The 14715-nt window shown below is 71.4% G+C and carries 14 protein-coding genes; 1 reads left to right on the top strand and 13 read right to left on the bottom strand.

What is annotated here, in order from left to right:
- Window positions 1–14 precede the first annotated feature (14 nt).
- The 9 genes from AB0D27_RS05635 to tsaB form a co-directional block, all read right to left on the bottom strand.
- Window positions 15–2240 carry a glycoside hydrolase family 3 N-terminal domain-containing protein gene (locus tag AB0D27_RS05635; protein ID WP_362502426.1) on the bottom strand — a complete coding sequence of 742 codons (2226 nt, stop codon included), beginning with the start codon at window positions 2238–2240 and terminating at the stop codon, window positions 15–17.
- Between the two features lie 29 nt (window positions 2241–2269).
- Complete coding sequence (locus tag AB0D27_RS05630) at window positions 2270–3130, bottom strand: carbohydrate ABC transporter permease (protein WP_362502423.1); 861 nt, start codon at window positions 3128–3130, stop codon at window positions 2270–2272.
- Window positions 3127–4134, bottom strand: a complete 1008-nt coding sequence (locus AB0D27_RS05625) for a sugar ABC transporter permease (RefSeq protein ID WP_362502420.1) — start codon at window positions 4132–4134, stop codon at window positions 3127–3129. Before AB0D27_RS05625 ends, AB0D27_RS05630 begins: the two co-directional genes overlap by 4 nt.
- Window positions 4135–4143: 9 nt before the next feature.
- The gene (locus AB0D27_RS05620; protein ID WP_362502876.1) at window positions 4144–5439 is read right to left on the bottom strand and encodes an extracellular solute-binding protein; all 1296 of its coding nucleotides are present in this window, start codon (window positions 5437–5439) and stop codon (window positions 4144–4146) included.
- A gap of 372 nt (window positions 5440–5811) precedes the next feature.
- Window positions 5812–6831: a LacI family DNA-binding transcriptional regulator gene (locus AB0D27_RS05615; protein ID WP_362502874.1), complete on the bottom strand. Its 1020-nt coding sequence runs from the start codon at window positions 6829–6831 to the stop codon at window positions 5812–5814.
- A gap of 169 nt (window positions 6832–7000) precedes the next feature.
- The gene (locus tag AB0D27_RS05610) at window positions 7001–7252 is read right to left on the bottom strand and encodes a hypothetical protein (protein ID WP_362502417.1); all 252 of its coding nucleotides are present in this window, start codon (window positions 7250–7252) and stop codon (window positions 7001–7003) included.
- A complete protein-coding gene (tsaD, locus tag AB0D27_RS05605) occupies window positions 7249–8361 on the bottom strand; it encodes a tRNA (adenosine(37)-N6)-threonylcarbamoyltransferase complex transferase subunit TsaD (RefSeq protein ID WP_362502414.1) in 1113 nt (370 codons plus the stop codon). The genes AB0D27_RS05610 and tsaD overlap by 4 nt, the downstream gene beginning before the upstream one ends.
- Entirely contained in the window at window positions 8354–8860 is a 507-nt protein-coding gene (gene rimI, locus AB0D27_RS05600; RefSeq protein WP_362502872.1) for a ribosomal protein S18-alanine N-acetyltransferase, read from the bottom strand. The genes tsaD and rimI overlap by 8 nt, the downstream gene beginning before the upstream one ends.
- A 17-nt stretch (window positions 8861–8877) precedes the next feature.
- Window positions 8878–9537: a tRNA (adenosine(37)-N6)-threonylcarbamoyltransferase complex dimerization subunit type 1 TsaB gene (gene tsaB / locus AB0D27_RS05595; protein WP_362502412.1), complete on the bottom strand. Its 660-nt coding sequence runs from the start codon at window positions 9535–9537 to the stop codon at window positions 8878–8880.
- A 110-nt stretch (window positions 9538–9647) separates the two neighbouring features.
- Between tsaB and AB0D27_RS05590 the strand changes: the two genes are divergently transcribed.
- On the top strand, window positions 9648–10202 hold the full coding sequence (locus tag AB0D27_RS05590; protein ID WP_362502409.1) for a hypothetical protein: 555 nt from the start codon (window positions 9648–9650) through the stop codon (window positions 10200–10202).
- A gap of 373 nt (window positions 10203–10575) precedes the next feature.
- Here AB0D27_RS05590 and tsaE read toward each other — a convergent pair whose 3' ends face one another.
- From tsaE to AB0D27_RS05570, 4 genes are all read right to left on the bottom strand, one after another.
- Window positions 10576–11109, bottom strand: a complete 534-nt coding sequence (gene tsaE, locus AB0D27_RS05585; RefSeq protein ID WP_362502406.1) for a tRNA (adenosine(37)-N6)-threonylcarbamoyltransferase complex ATPase subunit type 1 TsaE — start codon at window positions 11107–11109, stop codon at window positions 10576–10578.
- Window positions 11075–12310 (bottom strand): alpha/beta hydrolase, encoded by a 1236-nt coding sequence (locus AB0D27_RS05580; protein ID WP_362502403.1) that lies wholly within the window; start codon window positions 12308–12310, stop codon window positions 11075–11077. Before AB0D27_RS05580 ends, tsaE begins: the two co-directional genes overlap by 35 nt.
- A 99-nt stretch (window positions 12311–12409) precedes the next feature.
- The gene (gene alr, locus AB0D27_RS05575) at window positions 12410–13582 is read right to left on the bottom strand and encodes an alanine racemase (RefSeq protein ID WP_362502400.1); all 1173 of its coding nucleotides are present in this window, start codon (window positions 13580–13582) and stop codon (window positions 12410–12412) included.
- 64 nt (window positions 13583–13646) lie between these two features.
- Window positions 13647–14540 (bottom strand): L,D-transpeptidase family protein, encoded by an 894-nt coding sequence (locus tag AB0D27_RS05570; RefSeq protein ID WP_362502397.1) that lies wholly within the window; start codon window positions 14538–14540, stop codon window positions 13647–13649.
- Between the last annotated feature and the right edge of the window lie 175 nt (window positions 14541–14715).

Genomic DNA, 14715 nt, shown 5'->3' with positions numbered 1-14715 from the left:
TCCCGCACCCGCTCTCACTTCACCCGCACCTCGCACCGCATCCGCCGCTCCGGCCCCACCACCCGCTCGGGCCCGGTCAGCGTCACCGGGACGGCGTACCGCACACCCCCGTCGGCGCTGGACACCCCCAACCGCAGCTCCAGCTCCCCCGGTTCGACGATCCGGTCCCCGTCGGGCCCGGTGTACGACGCCAGGTCCGCCGGGACGGTGAAGTGGACTTCCGCGGACGCGCCGGCCTCCAGCGGCACCCGCGCGTAGCCGACCAGGCGGGCCACCGGGCGGGCCACCTTGCCGACCGGGTCGTGCAGATAGAGCTGGACGACCTCGGTGCCGGCCCGCTCCCCGGTGTTGCGGACGGTCAGGCGCAGTGTCGTCTCGCCGTCCGTCGGGAACGCGCTGTCGTCGACCGACGGCGGCTGCCAGGCGTACGACGTGTAGGACAGCCCGTGCCCGAACGGAAACAGCGGCGTGGGGTCGAGGGTGCTCGCCTCGCCGCGCAGGCCGAGCGGCGGGGCGAGATAGGTCCACGGCTGTCCGGCGGGGTCGCGCGGCACGCTCACCGGAAGCCGCCCCGAGGGGTTGACCCGCCCGGACAGCACCCCGGCCACGGCGGGGCCGCCCTCCTGGCCCGCGAAGAACGCCTGCACCACCGCCGCGCACCGGTCCGCCCAACGGCCGAGCGCGTACGGGCGGCCGGAGAGAAGCACCAGCACGACCGGCGTCCCGGAGGCCAGCGCCTTGTCCACCAACTCGCCTTGTCCGTCCGGTAGTTCCAGGTCCGCCGCGTCGCAGCCCTCGCCCGACGTGCCCCGCCCGAACAGCCCGGAGCGGTCCCCGACCGCGACCACACACACATCGGCGGCCACCGGATCGTCGGTGAACTCCGCCTCAGGAAACTCCGCGCACAGCCCTTCGAGCAGCGTCGTCACGGTGACGCCCATCGGGACCTCGGGATGGTCCAGCAGGACATGGCGGGGGAAGGTGTAGCAGCCGAGCATGGCCGCCGGGTCGTCGGCGAGCGGCCCGAGCACGGCGATCCGACGCACCTCGGGCGCGAGCGGCAGCGCACCGCCGTTGGCGAGCAAAACGACCGACTCCTCGGCCAACTGCCGGGCAAGTTCGCGCATATGAGGCGGATCGAGACTGACCGCGGTGTCGGCGGCGGGCGGCGCCCAGTCCGGATCCAGCAGACCCAGCTCGCACTTCTGCGTCAGGACCCGCAGCGCCGCCCGGTCCACGAACTCCTCGTCGAGGGGCCCGGCCCCGTAGCACCGCACCGCCGGGAGCTCGACGTCCACGCCCGCCGCGAGCGCGAGCGCCGCCGCCCCCGCCGGGGAGTCGGTGAGCCCGTGCGCCCATTCCAGGAAGGAGACACCGAAGTAGTCGGCGACGACCGTGCCGGTGAACTGCCATTCATCCCGCAGGAGGTGGGTGAGCAGCCGGTGGTGCGCGTGGGCGGGCAGCCCGTCGACGTCGTTGTACGCCGCCATCACCGACCGCGCACCGCCCTCCCGTACGGCCATCTCGAACGGCGGCAGGATGACGTCCGCCAGCTCACGCGGGCCGAGCGAGGCGGGCGCGTGGTTGCGGGCGCCGCGGGAGGCCGAGTACCCGGCGAAGTGCTTGAGCGTGGCCACGACGCCCGCCGACTCCAGGCCCTGCACATAGGCGGTGCCGACGGTCGCCACGAGGTAGGGGTCCTCGCTGATCGCCTCCTCGGTGCGGCCCCAGCGGGGATCCCGTACGACGTCGAGGACGGGGGCGAGCCCCTGGTGCACGCCGACCGACCGCATCGAGGTGCCGATCGCCGACGCCATCTCCTTGACCAGCGCGGGGTCGAAGGTCGCGCCCCAGGCGAGCGGGGTGGGGAAGATGGTCGCCTGCCAGGCGGTGAAGCCGGTGAGGCACTCCTCGTGGGCGAGGGCGGGCAGCCGGAAGCGGTTGGCCGAGCGGATGCGTTCCTGGAGGGAGGCGAGGCGGGCGGCGCCCTCGGCCGGATCGACCGGGGCGGTACCGAAGGGGCGGGTCAACTGGCCGAGCCCGTACGGGAACAGCCCGGTCAGGTCGATGTCCTCGGACAGGGCGTGCTGCAGCGGCGCCATGTCACCGCCCGGGGTCTCGTTCGAGCCGGGCCAGACGCTGTAGAGCTGGGCGGTCTTCTCCTGCGTGGTCATACGGGCGAGCAGGTCGGCGGCGCGGACGCCTGCGGGCAGAGCGGGGTCCTGCCAGGGGTGGGTCATGTAACTCCTCACATGCGTAGGGGACGGTGTTAGCCCTTGGTCGCGCCGAGCGTGATGCCGCCGATCAGCTGCCGTTCGGCGACCGCGTAGAAGGCCAGGGCGGGCGCCATGGCGAGCACCAGATAGGCGAAGATGCGGGCCACGTCGGAGGCGTACTGGCCCTGGAACTGCTGGATGCCGACCGGGACCGTCCACCAGGTGGGCTCGCTGAAGACCAGGAGGGGCAGCAGGAACTGGTTCCAGCTGCCGACGATGGCGAGGACGGAGACCGTGCCCAGCGCGGGCCGAGCCAGCGGCAGCAGGATGCGCCAGAAGAAGCCGAAGGGTGAGCAGCCGTCGAGGGTCGCCGCCTCCTCCAGCTCACCGGGGATCTCCCGGAAGAAGCCCCGCAGGATGACGATCGTCAGCGGCAGCCCGAAGGCCGCCTCGGGAAGGATGACGCCCCATGGGTTGTCGAGGAGCCCGAACGTACGCAGCAGGATGAACAGCGGCAGGATCGCCACCGCGAACGGGAACATCAGGCCCATCGTGAACAGCGTGAACACCAACTCCCTTCCGCGGAAGCCGAACCGGGCCAGCGCGAACGCGGCAAGTGCCGCTGTCGCCACCGTGAGCACGGTGGTGCCCACCGCGATCACGGTGCTGCTGCCGATGGACCGCCAGAACGCCCCCGACCCGAGCAGGGACGTGTAGTTGGAGGTCACCCAGGGCGAAGGAAGGCCGAACGGGTTGCGCGAGAGCTGGTCGGTGGACTTGAACCCGGAGATGAGGGCGTACAGGAGCGGCGTGACCATGAAGACGCCGACCAGCCAGAGGATCACGTACAGGGGCACGGCCCGCAGCCTTCGGCGCCGCCGCACGCTCTTCGGGACACCCCTCTGCGCGCTCATCGGTTCGCTCGCATGGTGGTGATGGCTCCTTCGGTGTCACGGCGCAGCACGAAGCGCTGGTAGGCGAGGGCGAAGACGAGGGCGATCAGGAACATGGCGACGCTGATGGCGCTGGCGTAGCCCATCTGATAGCGCTTGAAGCCGTACTGGACCATGGAGATCGCCATCGTCTCGGAGGCGTGGTCGGGGCCGCCGGTGGTGATCACCCAGACCAGGTCGAAGAGCTGGATGGAGAAGATGACGGACAGGAAGGCGCTGATCCGGATGGTCGGGGCCAGCAGCGGCAGGGTGATGTGCCGGAAGCGCTGCCAGGTGCCCGCGCCGTCGATCCGCGCCGCCTCGTGCAGTTCCGCCGGGATGCCCTGAAGACCCGCCAGGTAGAGCATCATGTGGAAGCCGAAGTACTTCCAGGTCATCACGAGGAAGAGGGTGGGCAGGACGGTGTTCTGGCCCGCGAACCAGTCCCCGCCCAGGCCACTCAGCCCGACCGCGTCGAGCATCTTGTCGGCGAGCCCGTCCCCCGGCGCGAAGATCATGCTGAACAGCACACCCGTGATGACCTCGGACAGGATGTACGGCGCGAAGAAGAGCATTCGGTAGACGGCCCGCCCGCGCAGCTTCTGGTTGAGCAGCACGGCCATGGCGAGCGCGAACGGCAGCTGCAAAGCCATCGAGAAGCCGATGAGCAGCCCGCCGCGCCACAAGTCCCCGAGGAACACCGGGTCCTTCAGGAGCCGCGTGTAGTTGCCGAGCCCCTGGAAGTCCGAAGGCGACCCGAATCCGCCCCAGTTGAAGAAGCTGACGTAGCACGCGTAGCCCATCGGCACCAGCACCAGCAGCCCGAAGAGGGTGAGGGCGGGAACGGTGAACGCGAAGGCGGTCAGCCAGTCGCGCAAGCGGCGTAGGACGGGCCTCGGCCGAACCTCGCCGGACGCCGGCGGCGGCACCGCGTCGGGCGACTTGCCGATGTCCGGTACGTACGTCGATGTCGTCGAGTGCGTCATCGGCGGCCGCTAGCTCTTCTCGCTCTTGGCGACCTGGGTGACCGAACGCGCGACCTGCTCGGGCGACTTGGAGCCCGCGATGAGCGCGGCGACGCTGTCGTTGATCTCCTGGCCGACGGCGGGGGCGTACGCCTGGTCGAGGTAGAGCTGGAAGCCGGTGGCCGAGTTCAGGGCGTCCGAGACGGCGGTGAGGTTGGGGTCGGTGAGCGCGGAGCGCGCGGCCTGGGAGACCGGTATCAGGCCGGTCTGCGTGACGAGCTTCTCGGCGAACTCCTTCTCGGCGAAGAACTTCAGGAACTCCACCGCCGCGTCCGGCGCCCCCTTGCGCACCGCGTGCCCGCCGCCCCCGCCGAACACCTCGGTGAGCGCGCCCTTTCCGCCCTCCACGGCGGGGAAGGAGAAGAAGCCGAGGTCGGTGCCGAGGCCCTTGCCTGACGACTTCTCCACGACCGGCGCCCACTGGCCCATCAGCTCCATGGCCGCCTTGCCGTTGCCCATGGTGGCCGCCTCGCCGTTGGGCTCGGAGTAGGCGGCGCCGAGGAAGCCCCTCTGGAAAGGTTGCAGGGCGACGAGGTCCTTGAGGTGCCGGCCGGCCTTGACGAAGCCGTCGCCGGTGAAGTCGGCGTCGGTCGCGGCCTTCTGCATCGCTTCGAGCCCGGCGACGCGCATCGAGAGGTACGCCCAGTAGTACATGCCGGGCCACTTCTCCTTGCCGGCCAGCGCGATCGGGGTGATTCCGGCGCTCTTGAGGGCCTTGACGGCGTCGAGGTAGCCGGACCAGGTGGTGGGCGGGGTGTCGATCTTGGCCTGCTTGAAGAGCGCCTTGTTGTACCAGAAGCCGACCATGCCGATGTCGAACGGGACGGCGTACGACTTGTCGTCGAACTTGTACGCCGCCAGCGCGGCGGGCACGAAGTCCTTCGTCCAGGAGGAGACCTTGTCCGTCAGGTCCTCGACCAGGCCCGCGTCGACCTGCTGCTTGAGGACCCCGCCGCCCCATGTGTGGTAGATGTCCGGCAGCTTCCCCGAGGCGGTCTGGGCGGTCATCTTCGACTTGTACGCCTCGTTCTCCAGCGTGACGATCTTGATCTTCACGTCGGGATGCGCGGCCTCGAACTCCTTGGCACGCTGGGCCCACAGCTTCTTCGCGGGGTCGGTGGTGGTGATGTTCCACCACTCGATGGTGGTCTTGCCCGAGCTGTTGCCGCTGCCGGACGAGCCGCACGCGCTCAGGGCGGCCGCCCCCAGTCCGGTCGCCGCGGAGGCCGCCAGGAATCCGCGGCGGGAGAGAGAGGTGTTGCCCAACGCTCGCATCGCACACCTTCCGGAAGAGTGCCGAAAATTATCGGTCAAGTGCGCACGGAAGTTACGGGCGTGGGGCGGGTATGTCAACGCCCCTGACAAATATCGGAGTCACCGCGAGACGGTCGGTGGCTCAGGGCGTGTGTCGCATCCCCGACCGGATCAGCGCGCGGCGTCACGGGGGTCCCCGCTCGAGCTCAGCCGAGAGTGGGGGAGCGTGCGATCGCAAGGCGCCGGAGCGCCCTCGATGGGGGTCCCTCCCCACGCGCGAGCGAAGCCGAGAGCGGGGAAGGAGCTACTAGAACGTTTCGGCAACGCGGCGAGCGTGCGTGCCAGACGCCGCGCGCCCGGCACGCACGGATGTGACGCAGGCCCTCAGGCGCGCGGTGCCGTACTGGCCCGCACGACCAGCTCGGTGGCCAGCTCCACCCGGGGCGACGCCGGCTCCTCACCGAGCGCCAGCCGCAGCACCGTACGCGTCGCCAGTTTGCCCATGTCGGCAAGCGGCTGCCGCACGGTCGTCAGCGGCGGGGCCGACCAGCGGACCTCCGGCAGGTCGTCGAAGCCGACGATGCTCATGTCCTGTGGAACCCGAAGCCCCCGGCGTCGCAGCGCCTCGATCGCTCCCAGCGCCATCTGGTCGCTCGCGGCGAACAGTGCGGTCGGCGGTTCGGCCAGGTCGAGCAGGGTGTTGCAGCCGTCGAAGCCCGACTCGTGGTAGAAGTCGCCCGGCACGATCAGGGCGTCGTCGACCGCGATGTCCGCGCCCTCCAGCGCCGCCCGGTAACCGTCGAGGCGGGCCCGCGAGCACAGCAGCCGCGGCGGCCCGGCGATGAGGCCGATCCTGCGGTGACCGAGGCCGAGCAGATGCTCCGTCGCGGCCATGCCGCCGGCCCAGTTGGTCGCGCCGACGGTCGGCACGTCCAGGGACGGCGACCCGGCCGGATCGACGACGACGAGCGGTACGCCGAGCCGCCGCAGCTCCTCGTGCAGCCGGGGCTCGAGGACCGAGGTCACCAGGATCACGCCGTCCGAGGCGCGGGCGAGCAGATTGGTCATCCACTGCCGGGCCGAGCCCGAGGCGCCGTGGATCGCGGAGACCACGGTGCCCACGCCCGAGGCGTGCGCGACCTCCTCCACACCCCGGATGATCTCCACGGCCCATGGACTGTCGAGGTCGTTGAAGACCAGGTCGATGAGGGCGGCCCGGTCGCCCGGCGCGGACGACTTGCGCTGGTAGCCGTGGTGCCGCAGCAGGTCCTCGACCCGGGCCCGGGTCTCCGGCGAGACGTCGGAGCGGCCGTTGACGACACGCGAGACGGTGGGCACCGAGACCCCGGCCTGCCGGGCGATCTCGGTGATCGTCACCTTGTTCTTGATGCTCTCCCGGGCCACTGCGCCCACCTCCGTCGACGTGTCCAAGACTCCCCCACCGCTCCCCGCCACACCAGCGAAACTTTGCAGGAGTCTTCCGGAAAACCGAGGTCGGCGGGAAGCCCGGCCGGAAACGGAGGTGGCAGGACCCCGGCCTCACCAGCCGTCAGGGCACCGGCCCCGCCGGCCGTCAGGCCACCGACTCGAACCGCCACCGGTGCACCGCCCGGGCCACCAACTCCCCGTCCGGCTCCGGGAGTTCGGGCAGCTCCGCGTCGTACGCCGCGTCCCACCAGGTGATGACGAGCACCCGGTCCTGGGGAGCCCGCAGGATCTCCCGGCGCAGCGGCGGCGCGGCCGGCTCCTGCGCCCGCACCCAGGCGAGCAGCTCCTCGCCCCGCCCGGGGACGGCCCGTGCCTCCCACATCAGTGCGACGGTCACGAGTAGAGGTTCTCCTTCGCGACCTCGTGGACGTGGTCGTGGTCATGCTCGTGCGTACGGCCCGGCACATGCGGGTCCGTCACCGGCAGCGAGGAGTCCGCCGACAGGTCCCAGTCGGAGGCGGCCCGGCCGCGCGCGACCATCTCCGCGCCCAGCGCGGCCACCATCGCCCCGTTGTCCGTGCACAGCTTCGGCCGCGGCACCCGCAGCCGGATCCCGGCGGCCTCGCAGCGCTCCTGGGCGAGCACGCGCAGCCGCGAGTTGGCCGCCACGCCACCGCCGATCATGAGGTGGTCGACGCCTTCGTCCTTGCAGGCCCGTACGGCCTTGCGGGTCAGCACATCCACGACCGCTTCCTGGAAGGACGCGGCCACATCACGCACCGGCACCTCCTCCCCCGCCGCCCGCTTGGCCTCGATCCAGCGGGCCACGGCCGTCTTCAGACCGGAGAAGGAGAAGTCGTACGCCGCGTCGCGGGGCCCGGTGAGTCCGCGCGGGAACGCGATGGCACTGGGGTCGCCCTCCTTCGCGTAGCGGTCGATGACCGGGCCGCCGGGGAAGCCGAGGTTGAGCACGCGCGCGATCTTGTCGAAGGCCTCGCCCGCCGCGTCGTCGATGGTGGCGCCCATGGGCCGTACATCGGAGGTGATGTCCGTGGACAGCAGCAGGGAGGAGTGGCCGCCGGACACCAGCAGCGCCATCGTCGGCTCCGGCAGCGCCCCGTGCTCCAGCTGGTCCACACAGATGTGGGAGGCGAGGTGGTTGACGCCGTACAGCGGCTTGCCCAGCGCGTACGCGTATGCCTTCGCCGCCGACACCCCGACGAGCAGCGCGCCGGCGAGCCCGGGCCCGGCGGTCACCGCGATGCCGTCCAGATCCCTCGCGCTCACCCCCGCTTCCTTCAGTGCCCGGTCGATGGTCGGGACCATGGCCTCCAGGTGGGCGCGGGAGGCGACCTCCGGCACGACACCGCCGAAGCGGGCGTGCTCGTCGACGCTTGAGGCGATGGCGTCCGCGAGCAGGGTGGTGCCGCGGACGATACCGACGCCGGTCTCGTCGCAGGAGGTCTCGATGCCCAGTACGAGAGGCTCGTCGCGTGAGTCAGCCATTGATCCCGGTTCCTTGTGTTCCTTGTACGGAGGGCGAGCCCGCGGCGGAGCCGCTGTCGGACGCCGTGTCGAGGCGCATCACCAGGGCGTCGATGTTGCCCGGCTGGTAGTAGCCGCGGCGGAAGCCGATGGGCTCGAAGCCGAAGCGCTCGTACAGCTTCTGCGCGCGGACGTTGTCCACGCGGCATTCGAGCATCACCTCGGCGCACTCGAACGCGGTCGCGGCCCGCAGCAGCTCCGTGAACAGGCGGCTGCCGAGGCCGGTGCCCCACTGATCGCGGGCGACGGCGATGGTCTGCACGTCGCCGACGTCACCGGCGGCGGCGAGCCCGGCGTACCCGACGAGCCGCTCACCCTCGACGGCGACGACATACCGCCGCGTCGCCTCGGGCCCTCTCGAATGGGCCAGCTCGGACCAGAACATGCCCCGGGACCAGGCGTCCTCGGGGAAGAGGTTCCGCTCCAGCTCCAGTACGGGATCGATGTCCCACCAGCGCATCTCGCGCAGTACGGCTGTCACTTGGGGGTGACCACCTTGTAGTTCTTGGGCACCTGGGCGTCCGGTCGGCGCAGATAGAGCGGCCGGGGCGGCTCCAGATGCTCGCCCGCGGCGAGTTTCTCCGCGGCCAGGGAGGCCAGCGAGGCCGCCGAGACATGCTCGGGCGCCCGGGCGTCGGGGAAGGTGTCGGGGTAGAGCAGCGCGCCCGCGCCGACGGCGGGCAGACCGGCGACGGTCTCGGCGATGTCGGCGGGCCGGTCCACGGCGGGCTCCGAGGCGCGCGTACGGCGGTCGGCATAGCGCGCCCAGTAGACCTCCTTGCGGCGCGCGTCCGTCGCCACGACGAAGGGACCCTCGACATCGGCCTCGGCCGCGTAGGCGAGCCCGTCGAGGGTGCACAGGCCGTACACGGGCACACCGAGCACGAGCCCGAAGGTGTCGGCGGTCATCAGGCCGACGCGCAGCCCGGTGTACGGGCCGGGCCCGACGCCGACGACGACGCCGGTGACGGCGTCGAGCCGGAGGCCTGCCTCGGCGAGCACCCGGTCCACGGCCGGCAGCAGCAGCTCCCCGTGCCGGCGCGCGTCCACCTGGCTCGAGGAGGCGATGACGGCCGTACCGTCGTGCAGGGCGACGGTCACGGCGGGGGTGGCGGTATCCAGAGCGAGCAAGAGCACGCAAACAGCGTACGGCGCCCGAGGCCAAGGCACGGCCGCCCAGGTCTGCCGCGCCCCTGCTGCTACCGTCACAGCAAAGACGTACGAAGTTCGAGAGGTGGGCACACAAGGTGGCTAGGAGCAGCTCGGGATTCGTGGCCGGGCTCACCGTCGCGGCGGTCGCCGCAGTCAGCTTCCTCGCCTACCAGGCGTCCGCGAACGTGCCGGACACCCTGGGCAAACCGCGCGCGAGCGCCTCGCCCAAGGCCGCCGCCTCCAAGGCCCCCCGGGACAAGAAGAACCCGGCGGCGCTGCCCGCCCAGTCCGGCGCCGGTGAGCGGGTCGTCTACTCGACCGACGACGACCGCGTGTGGCTGGTCGGCCCGACGAACAAGGTCCAGCACACCTTCAAGGTCACCCCGGGCACCGTCGATCCGGCCGTCGGCACCTACGCGGTCACGTCGCGCAACCGCGCGGTCACCGGATCGGACGGGGCGGAGATCGAGCACGTCGTACGGTTCACGCTGGTCGACGGCATCGCGGTCGGCTTCAGCGCGGCGGTGAACGGCTCGACGGCCGCCCCGGACTCCACGAAGAAGCTCGGCGGCATCCGCGAGTCCCGCGCGGACGGCAACGCCATGTGGGACTTCGCCACGATCGGCGTGAAGGTCATCGTCATCCAGTAGGCGTTACGCCGCTTCGGGCGCCGTAGCCCGGTAGGCGTTACGCCGCTTCGGAGCGCCGCAGCCCGATAGGCGTTACGCCGCTTCGGGGCGCCGTACCTCCGCGGGTTCCGTCGCAGGCGGCGCGGGGTCGCGCGGCGGCCTCGACACCGCGTCGGCCGCGGCGCACGACGCCAGCAGATCCCGCATCGATACACCGGCCGCCCCGCACGGCTGCGCCGACACGTCACGTTCTGAAGCCGGCATGGACGCCTCCTGGGGCCCCGGGGGCAAGCGTGGTTAGGCACACCTAACTACGTACTGATGTCCATGTGACCACGGCCGGGATGCCGAACGCAATATCTTGCCGACGTCTTGTCGGAACCTTCCTGCGCGGTTACGCCGCGAGCACGCTCAGGTCGGCCGTGACCCAGCGCCGCCCGAGCCCGGTGACCGTGACGTGCCGTACCTCGTCCGTGGTGTCCCCCACAGCCCGGTGGATGACGACATGCAGCCGGTCGTCGGTCAGCTCCTCGACCTTGCCCTCGCCCCACTCCACGACGATCAGCGAGTCGGACAGCGAGACGTCGAGGTCGAGGTCCTCCATCTCGTCAAGGCCGCCGCCGAGGCGGTACGCGTCCACGTGCACGAGCGGTGGACCGTCGCCGAGGGAGGGATGCACGCGCGCGATGACGAAGGTCGGCGAGGTGACCGCGCCCCGGACGCCGAGCCCCTCGCCGAGTCCGCGGGTCAGCGTCGTCTTGCCCGCGCCGAGCTCCCCGTTCAGCATCACGAGGTCGCCCGCGCGCAGCAGCTTGGCGAGCCGGCGGCCCAACTCCTGCATGTGTTCGGGTGAGTTGATGGTGATCTGCACGCTGACCCCGTCCTGCGCGGGCTCAGCCGGGTTGTGCGGTGCTGCTGGTGCTTCCATAGCCACCCACGGTAGCCCCTGCCGGGACGGCGCCCACGCGCATGAGGAGGTCGGCGAGGCGGTCTATGACGACCTCGGGGTGCTCCAGCATGACCAGGTGCCCGGCGTCCGGGACGAGCACCAGCTCGGCGTCCGGCAGCAGGTCCGCGATCGCCTCGCTGTGCTCGCTCGGGGTCACCAGGTCCTTGACCCCGGCGAGCACGAGGACGGGCAGGTCGGCGAAGTGGGCGAGCGCCTCGGTCTTGTCGTGCTCGGTGAACGCCGGGTAGAACTCGGCGACCACGTCGATCGGCGTGCCCTCGATCATCCGCTCGGCGAACCGCTCGATGGCCGGGTCGACGTCGCGGCCCGCGAACGAGTACCGCTTGATGACCCCGGCGAACAGGTCGGCCGTGGCGCGCCGCCCCCGCTCCACCAGGGCGGCCTGCTGCCCCAGCGCCTTCAGCACACCGGGGAGTACGCGCCGCACCGCGTTGACGCCCGCGACGGGCAGCCCGAAGTTGACCTCGCCGAGCCGCCCCGACGACGTACCGACGAGGGCGACTCCGACGACCCGGTCGCGGATCAGCTCGGGGTAGTGCTCGGCGAGGGCCATGATCGTCATGCCGCCCATGGAGTGCCCGACGAGCACGATCGGCCCCTCGGGGACGGCCGCGTCGATGACGGCCTTGAGATCGCGGCCGAGCTGGTCGATGGTGACCGGCGTCCGGTCCTTGGTCTGGGCGGCGCCCCGGCCGGAGCGCCCGTGGCTGCGCTGGTCCCAGTGCACGGTCCGTACAACACCGCGCAGCGCGGCGCGCTGGAAGTGCCAGGAGTCCTGGCTGAGGCAGTAGCCGTGGCTGAAGACGACGGTGACAGGGGCCGGGGCCTTGCGGCCGAAGAGCCTGCGGCGGCGCGGGGCGAGCGGGGCCTCCGGCTCGGCCTCGTCGACCTCGTAGTAGAGCTCGGTGCCGTCGTCGGCGCACGCCTTGCCGGGGGTGCCGCGCAGCGAGCCGTACGGGCCCGTCGAGTCGAGGGCCAGGCGGGCCTTCTGGCGCATGCCGCGCCCGACCGTGAGCCGCTCTATGGCGACTCCGGCGGCGGCGCCCGCGGCCACGATGCCTATGGCAGCGCCGGCGACACCGGCTTTGCGCCAGTTCCCGGCGGAGGCGGCGGCCGCCGAGGCCGCACTCGCGACGGCCTCCGCGCTGCTCTCGCTCACTTCCCGCTCCTCTTCGCCGGCTGCTGCTGTGTCGTGGGTGGTGGTACTGGATTCGTTCGGGGTGACGCCGGGATCGGTGTGCTGCACACCTCTTCGGTGTTACCCGTCTTGTTCGTTATTCACCTTCACGTAGACGCGGGGCACTCGGGTTCCGATCCGGGTGACGACTTCGTACGCGATCGTGCCCGCCGCGCGGGCCCAGTCCTCGGCGGTCGGCTCGCCGCGGTCGCCCGGGCCGAACAGGACCGCCTCGGCGCCGGGCTCGGGCTCGTCCCCGCCGAGGTCGACGACGAACTGATCCATCGCCACGCGGCCAGCGACCGTACGCCACTTGCCGCCGACCAGGACGGGGCCGGTGCCGGAGGCGTGGCGCGGGATGCCGTCCGCGTAGCCGACGGGCACGAGGCCGAGGGTGGTGTCGCCGGGCGTGATGTAGTGATGCCCGTAGCTGACGCCGTGACCCGCCGGAACGTGCTTGACCAGTGCGAGTGACGCGCTCAGGGTCATCACCGGGCGCAGCCCGAAGTCGGCCGGGGTACCGAGCTCGGGGCTCGGCGAGATGCCGTAGACCGCGATCCCGGTGCGCACGAGGTCGAAGTGGCTCTCGGGGACGGTCAGCGTGGCGGGCGAGTTGGCGATGTGCCGCACCTCGGGGCGGACGCCCCGCTCCTCGGCATACGTCACCATCTCGCGGAAACGGGTGAGTTGGGCCTGGATGGAGGGGTGGCCGGGCTCGTCGGCGCAGGCGAAGTGCGACCAGAGACCGGTCACCTGGATGAGCCCCTGGGCCTCGGCGCTCAGGGATTCCCCGACGAGTTCGGGCCAGTCGGCGGGCTGGCAGCCGTTGCGCCCGAGGCCGGTGTCGGCCTTGAGCTGGACGCGGGCGGGTGTGCCGGCCTCCCTGGCCGCCTCCACGACCTCCCGCAGGGCCCACATCCCGCTGACCGAGACATCGAGGTCGGCCTCGATGGCCTCTGCCCAGGGGCCGCCCGGGGTCCACAGCCAGCACAGGATCCGGCCCGGCAGCCCCGCCGCGCGCAGGGCGAGGGCCTCCTCGGGTGTGGCGGTGCCCAGCCAGGTGGCGCCCGCCTCGCGCGCCGCGCGGGCACACGGCACCGCCCCGTGGCCGTACGCGTCGGACTTGACCACGGCCATCACGGCCGCGGACGGCGCGTGGCCGCGCAGGGTCCGCACGTTGGCTCGCAGGGCGGCCAGATCGATCTCGGCGCGGGCGCGCAGGGCTGCCGTCCGCGGGTGTGCTGTCTCTGTCATCGCGCCCCCAGTGTCTCAGAGGGGTACGACAGTCTTTTATGCGCAGGCCCCCGGAAGGCATGGGTCAGCTGCCGGGCCGGCGGCCCCACACGTACACACGGTCGTCCTTCTTTAGCACACGCCACAGGGCGCGGGCGTCGGCGAGTCGCAGATTCACGCAGCCCATCGAACCGGCCGTGGTGTAGATGCTGCCGTAGACGGCGTGGAAGGCCTGGCCGCCGCTGAAGAACTGGGCGTACGGCATCGGGTTGTTGTAGAGCGTCGACCAGTGGTTCTTGTGCTTCCAATACACCTTGAACCAGCCGGCACGCGTCCGGTGTCCGATTCCCCCGCTACGCATCGGTACCGGCCCATAAACGACCTTTTTCCCCTTCTGCACCCAGGTGAGCTGGCGGTTGAGGTCGACACACGCGACGCGGTACGTACGGACCGGGCACTTGCGGGCTGCGTTCGGGTTCTTCTGGGCGGCGAGCAGCTGCATGCGCGCCCAGGTCACGGGGCCCGCGAAGCCGGTGCTCGGCTTGATGCCGTACTTCCTCTGGAAGGCGCGGATGGCCCGGCAGTCGGCGGCGGACTGCTTTCCGTCCACGGCCAGCTTCAACCGGCGCTCGACCTGGCGCTGGTAGGGACCCGTTCGCTTGGTGCAGGCGACGGCGGGGACCGCGGCGGCGTCACTGAGCGGGACGTACTCGATCAGCGCGTCCGTGCCGACGGGGGCGTCCCTCGGCTCCACCGCGTCCTCTTCCGCGCTGGGCGTGTACACCTTCGGGGCCAGGACCTGGTCCGGGGTGTCGATCTGCCACGGCTGGAGGGGGCCGGGGGGCACGCCGGGCACCAGCTCGCTCACGGGTCCGGGCGCGGGCGGCCCCGTCTCCGCCGCCACCGCCCCCACGGGCGTCGCCACCACCGCCGCCAACAGCACCGCGACACCGCGGCACCTCATTCGTGTGCTCATCATGCAAATAGCCATACGCAACGGCACCGCGCCGCCGGGTGAGCCGCGCGGACGGGGTCGCCCGTTCTGGGCAATGCGTTTCTGCCTTCTCCGCCCCCTCCGCCCCCTCAAACGCCGGAGGCTGATTTTCAGCCCGTCCGGCGTTTGAGGACGAGCGCGAAGCGCGACAAGGGGGGCC

This window comes from Streptomyces sp. NPDC048415 (assembly GCF_040651675.1).
GTDB lineage: Bacteria > Actinomycetota > Actinomycetes > Streptomycetales > Streptomycetaceae > Streptomyces.
The sequence above is the reverse complement of the archived record's forward strand: the minus strand, read 5'-3'. Positions and strand labels throughout refer to the sequence as shown.

What these genes read in the sequence shown, in the direction of transcription:
- AB0D27_RS05635 (WP_362502426.1), bottom strand. Translation starts at nt 2,240, where the DNA reads ATGACCCACCCCTGGCAGGACCCCGCTCTGCCCGCAGGCGTCCGCGCC.
- AB0D27_RS05630 (WP_362502423.1), bottom strand. Translation starts at nt 3,130, where the DNA reads ATGAGCGCGCAGAGGGGTGTCCCGAAGAGCGTGCGGCGGCGCCGAAGG.
- AB0D27_RS05625 (WP_362502420.1), bottom strand. Translation starts at nt 4,134, where the DNA reads ATGACGCACTCGACGACATCGACGTACGTACCGGACATCGGCAAGTCG.
- tsaD (WP_362502414.1), bottom strand. Translation starts at nt 8,361, where the DNA reads ATGGCTGACTCACGCGACGAGCCTCTCGTACTGGGCATCGAGACCTCC.
- rimI (WP_362502872.1), bottom strand. Translation starts at nt 8,860, where the DNA reads ATGCGCTGGTGGGACATCGATCCCGTACTGGAGCTGGAGCGGAACCTC.
- tsaE (WP_362502406.1), bottom strand. Translation starts at nt 11,109, where the DNA reads ATGGAAGCACCAGCAGCACCGCACAACCCGGCTGAGCCCGCGCAGGAC.
- alr (WP_362502400.1), bottom strand. Translation starts at nt 13,582, where the DNA reads ATGACAGAGACAGCACACCCGCGGACGGCAGCCCTGCGCGCCCGCGCC.
- AB0D27_RS05570 (WP_362502397.1), bottom strand. Translation starts at nt 14,540, where the DNA reads ATGATGAGCACACGAATGAGGTGCCGCGGTGTCGCGGTGCTGTTGGCG.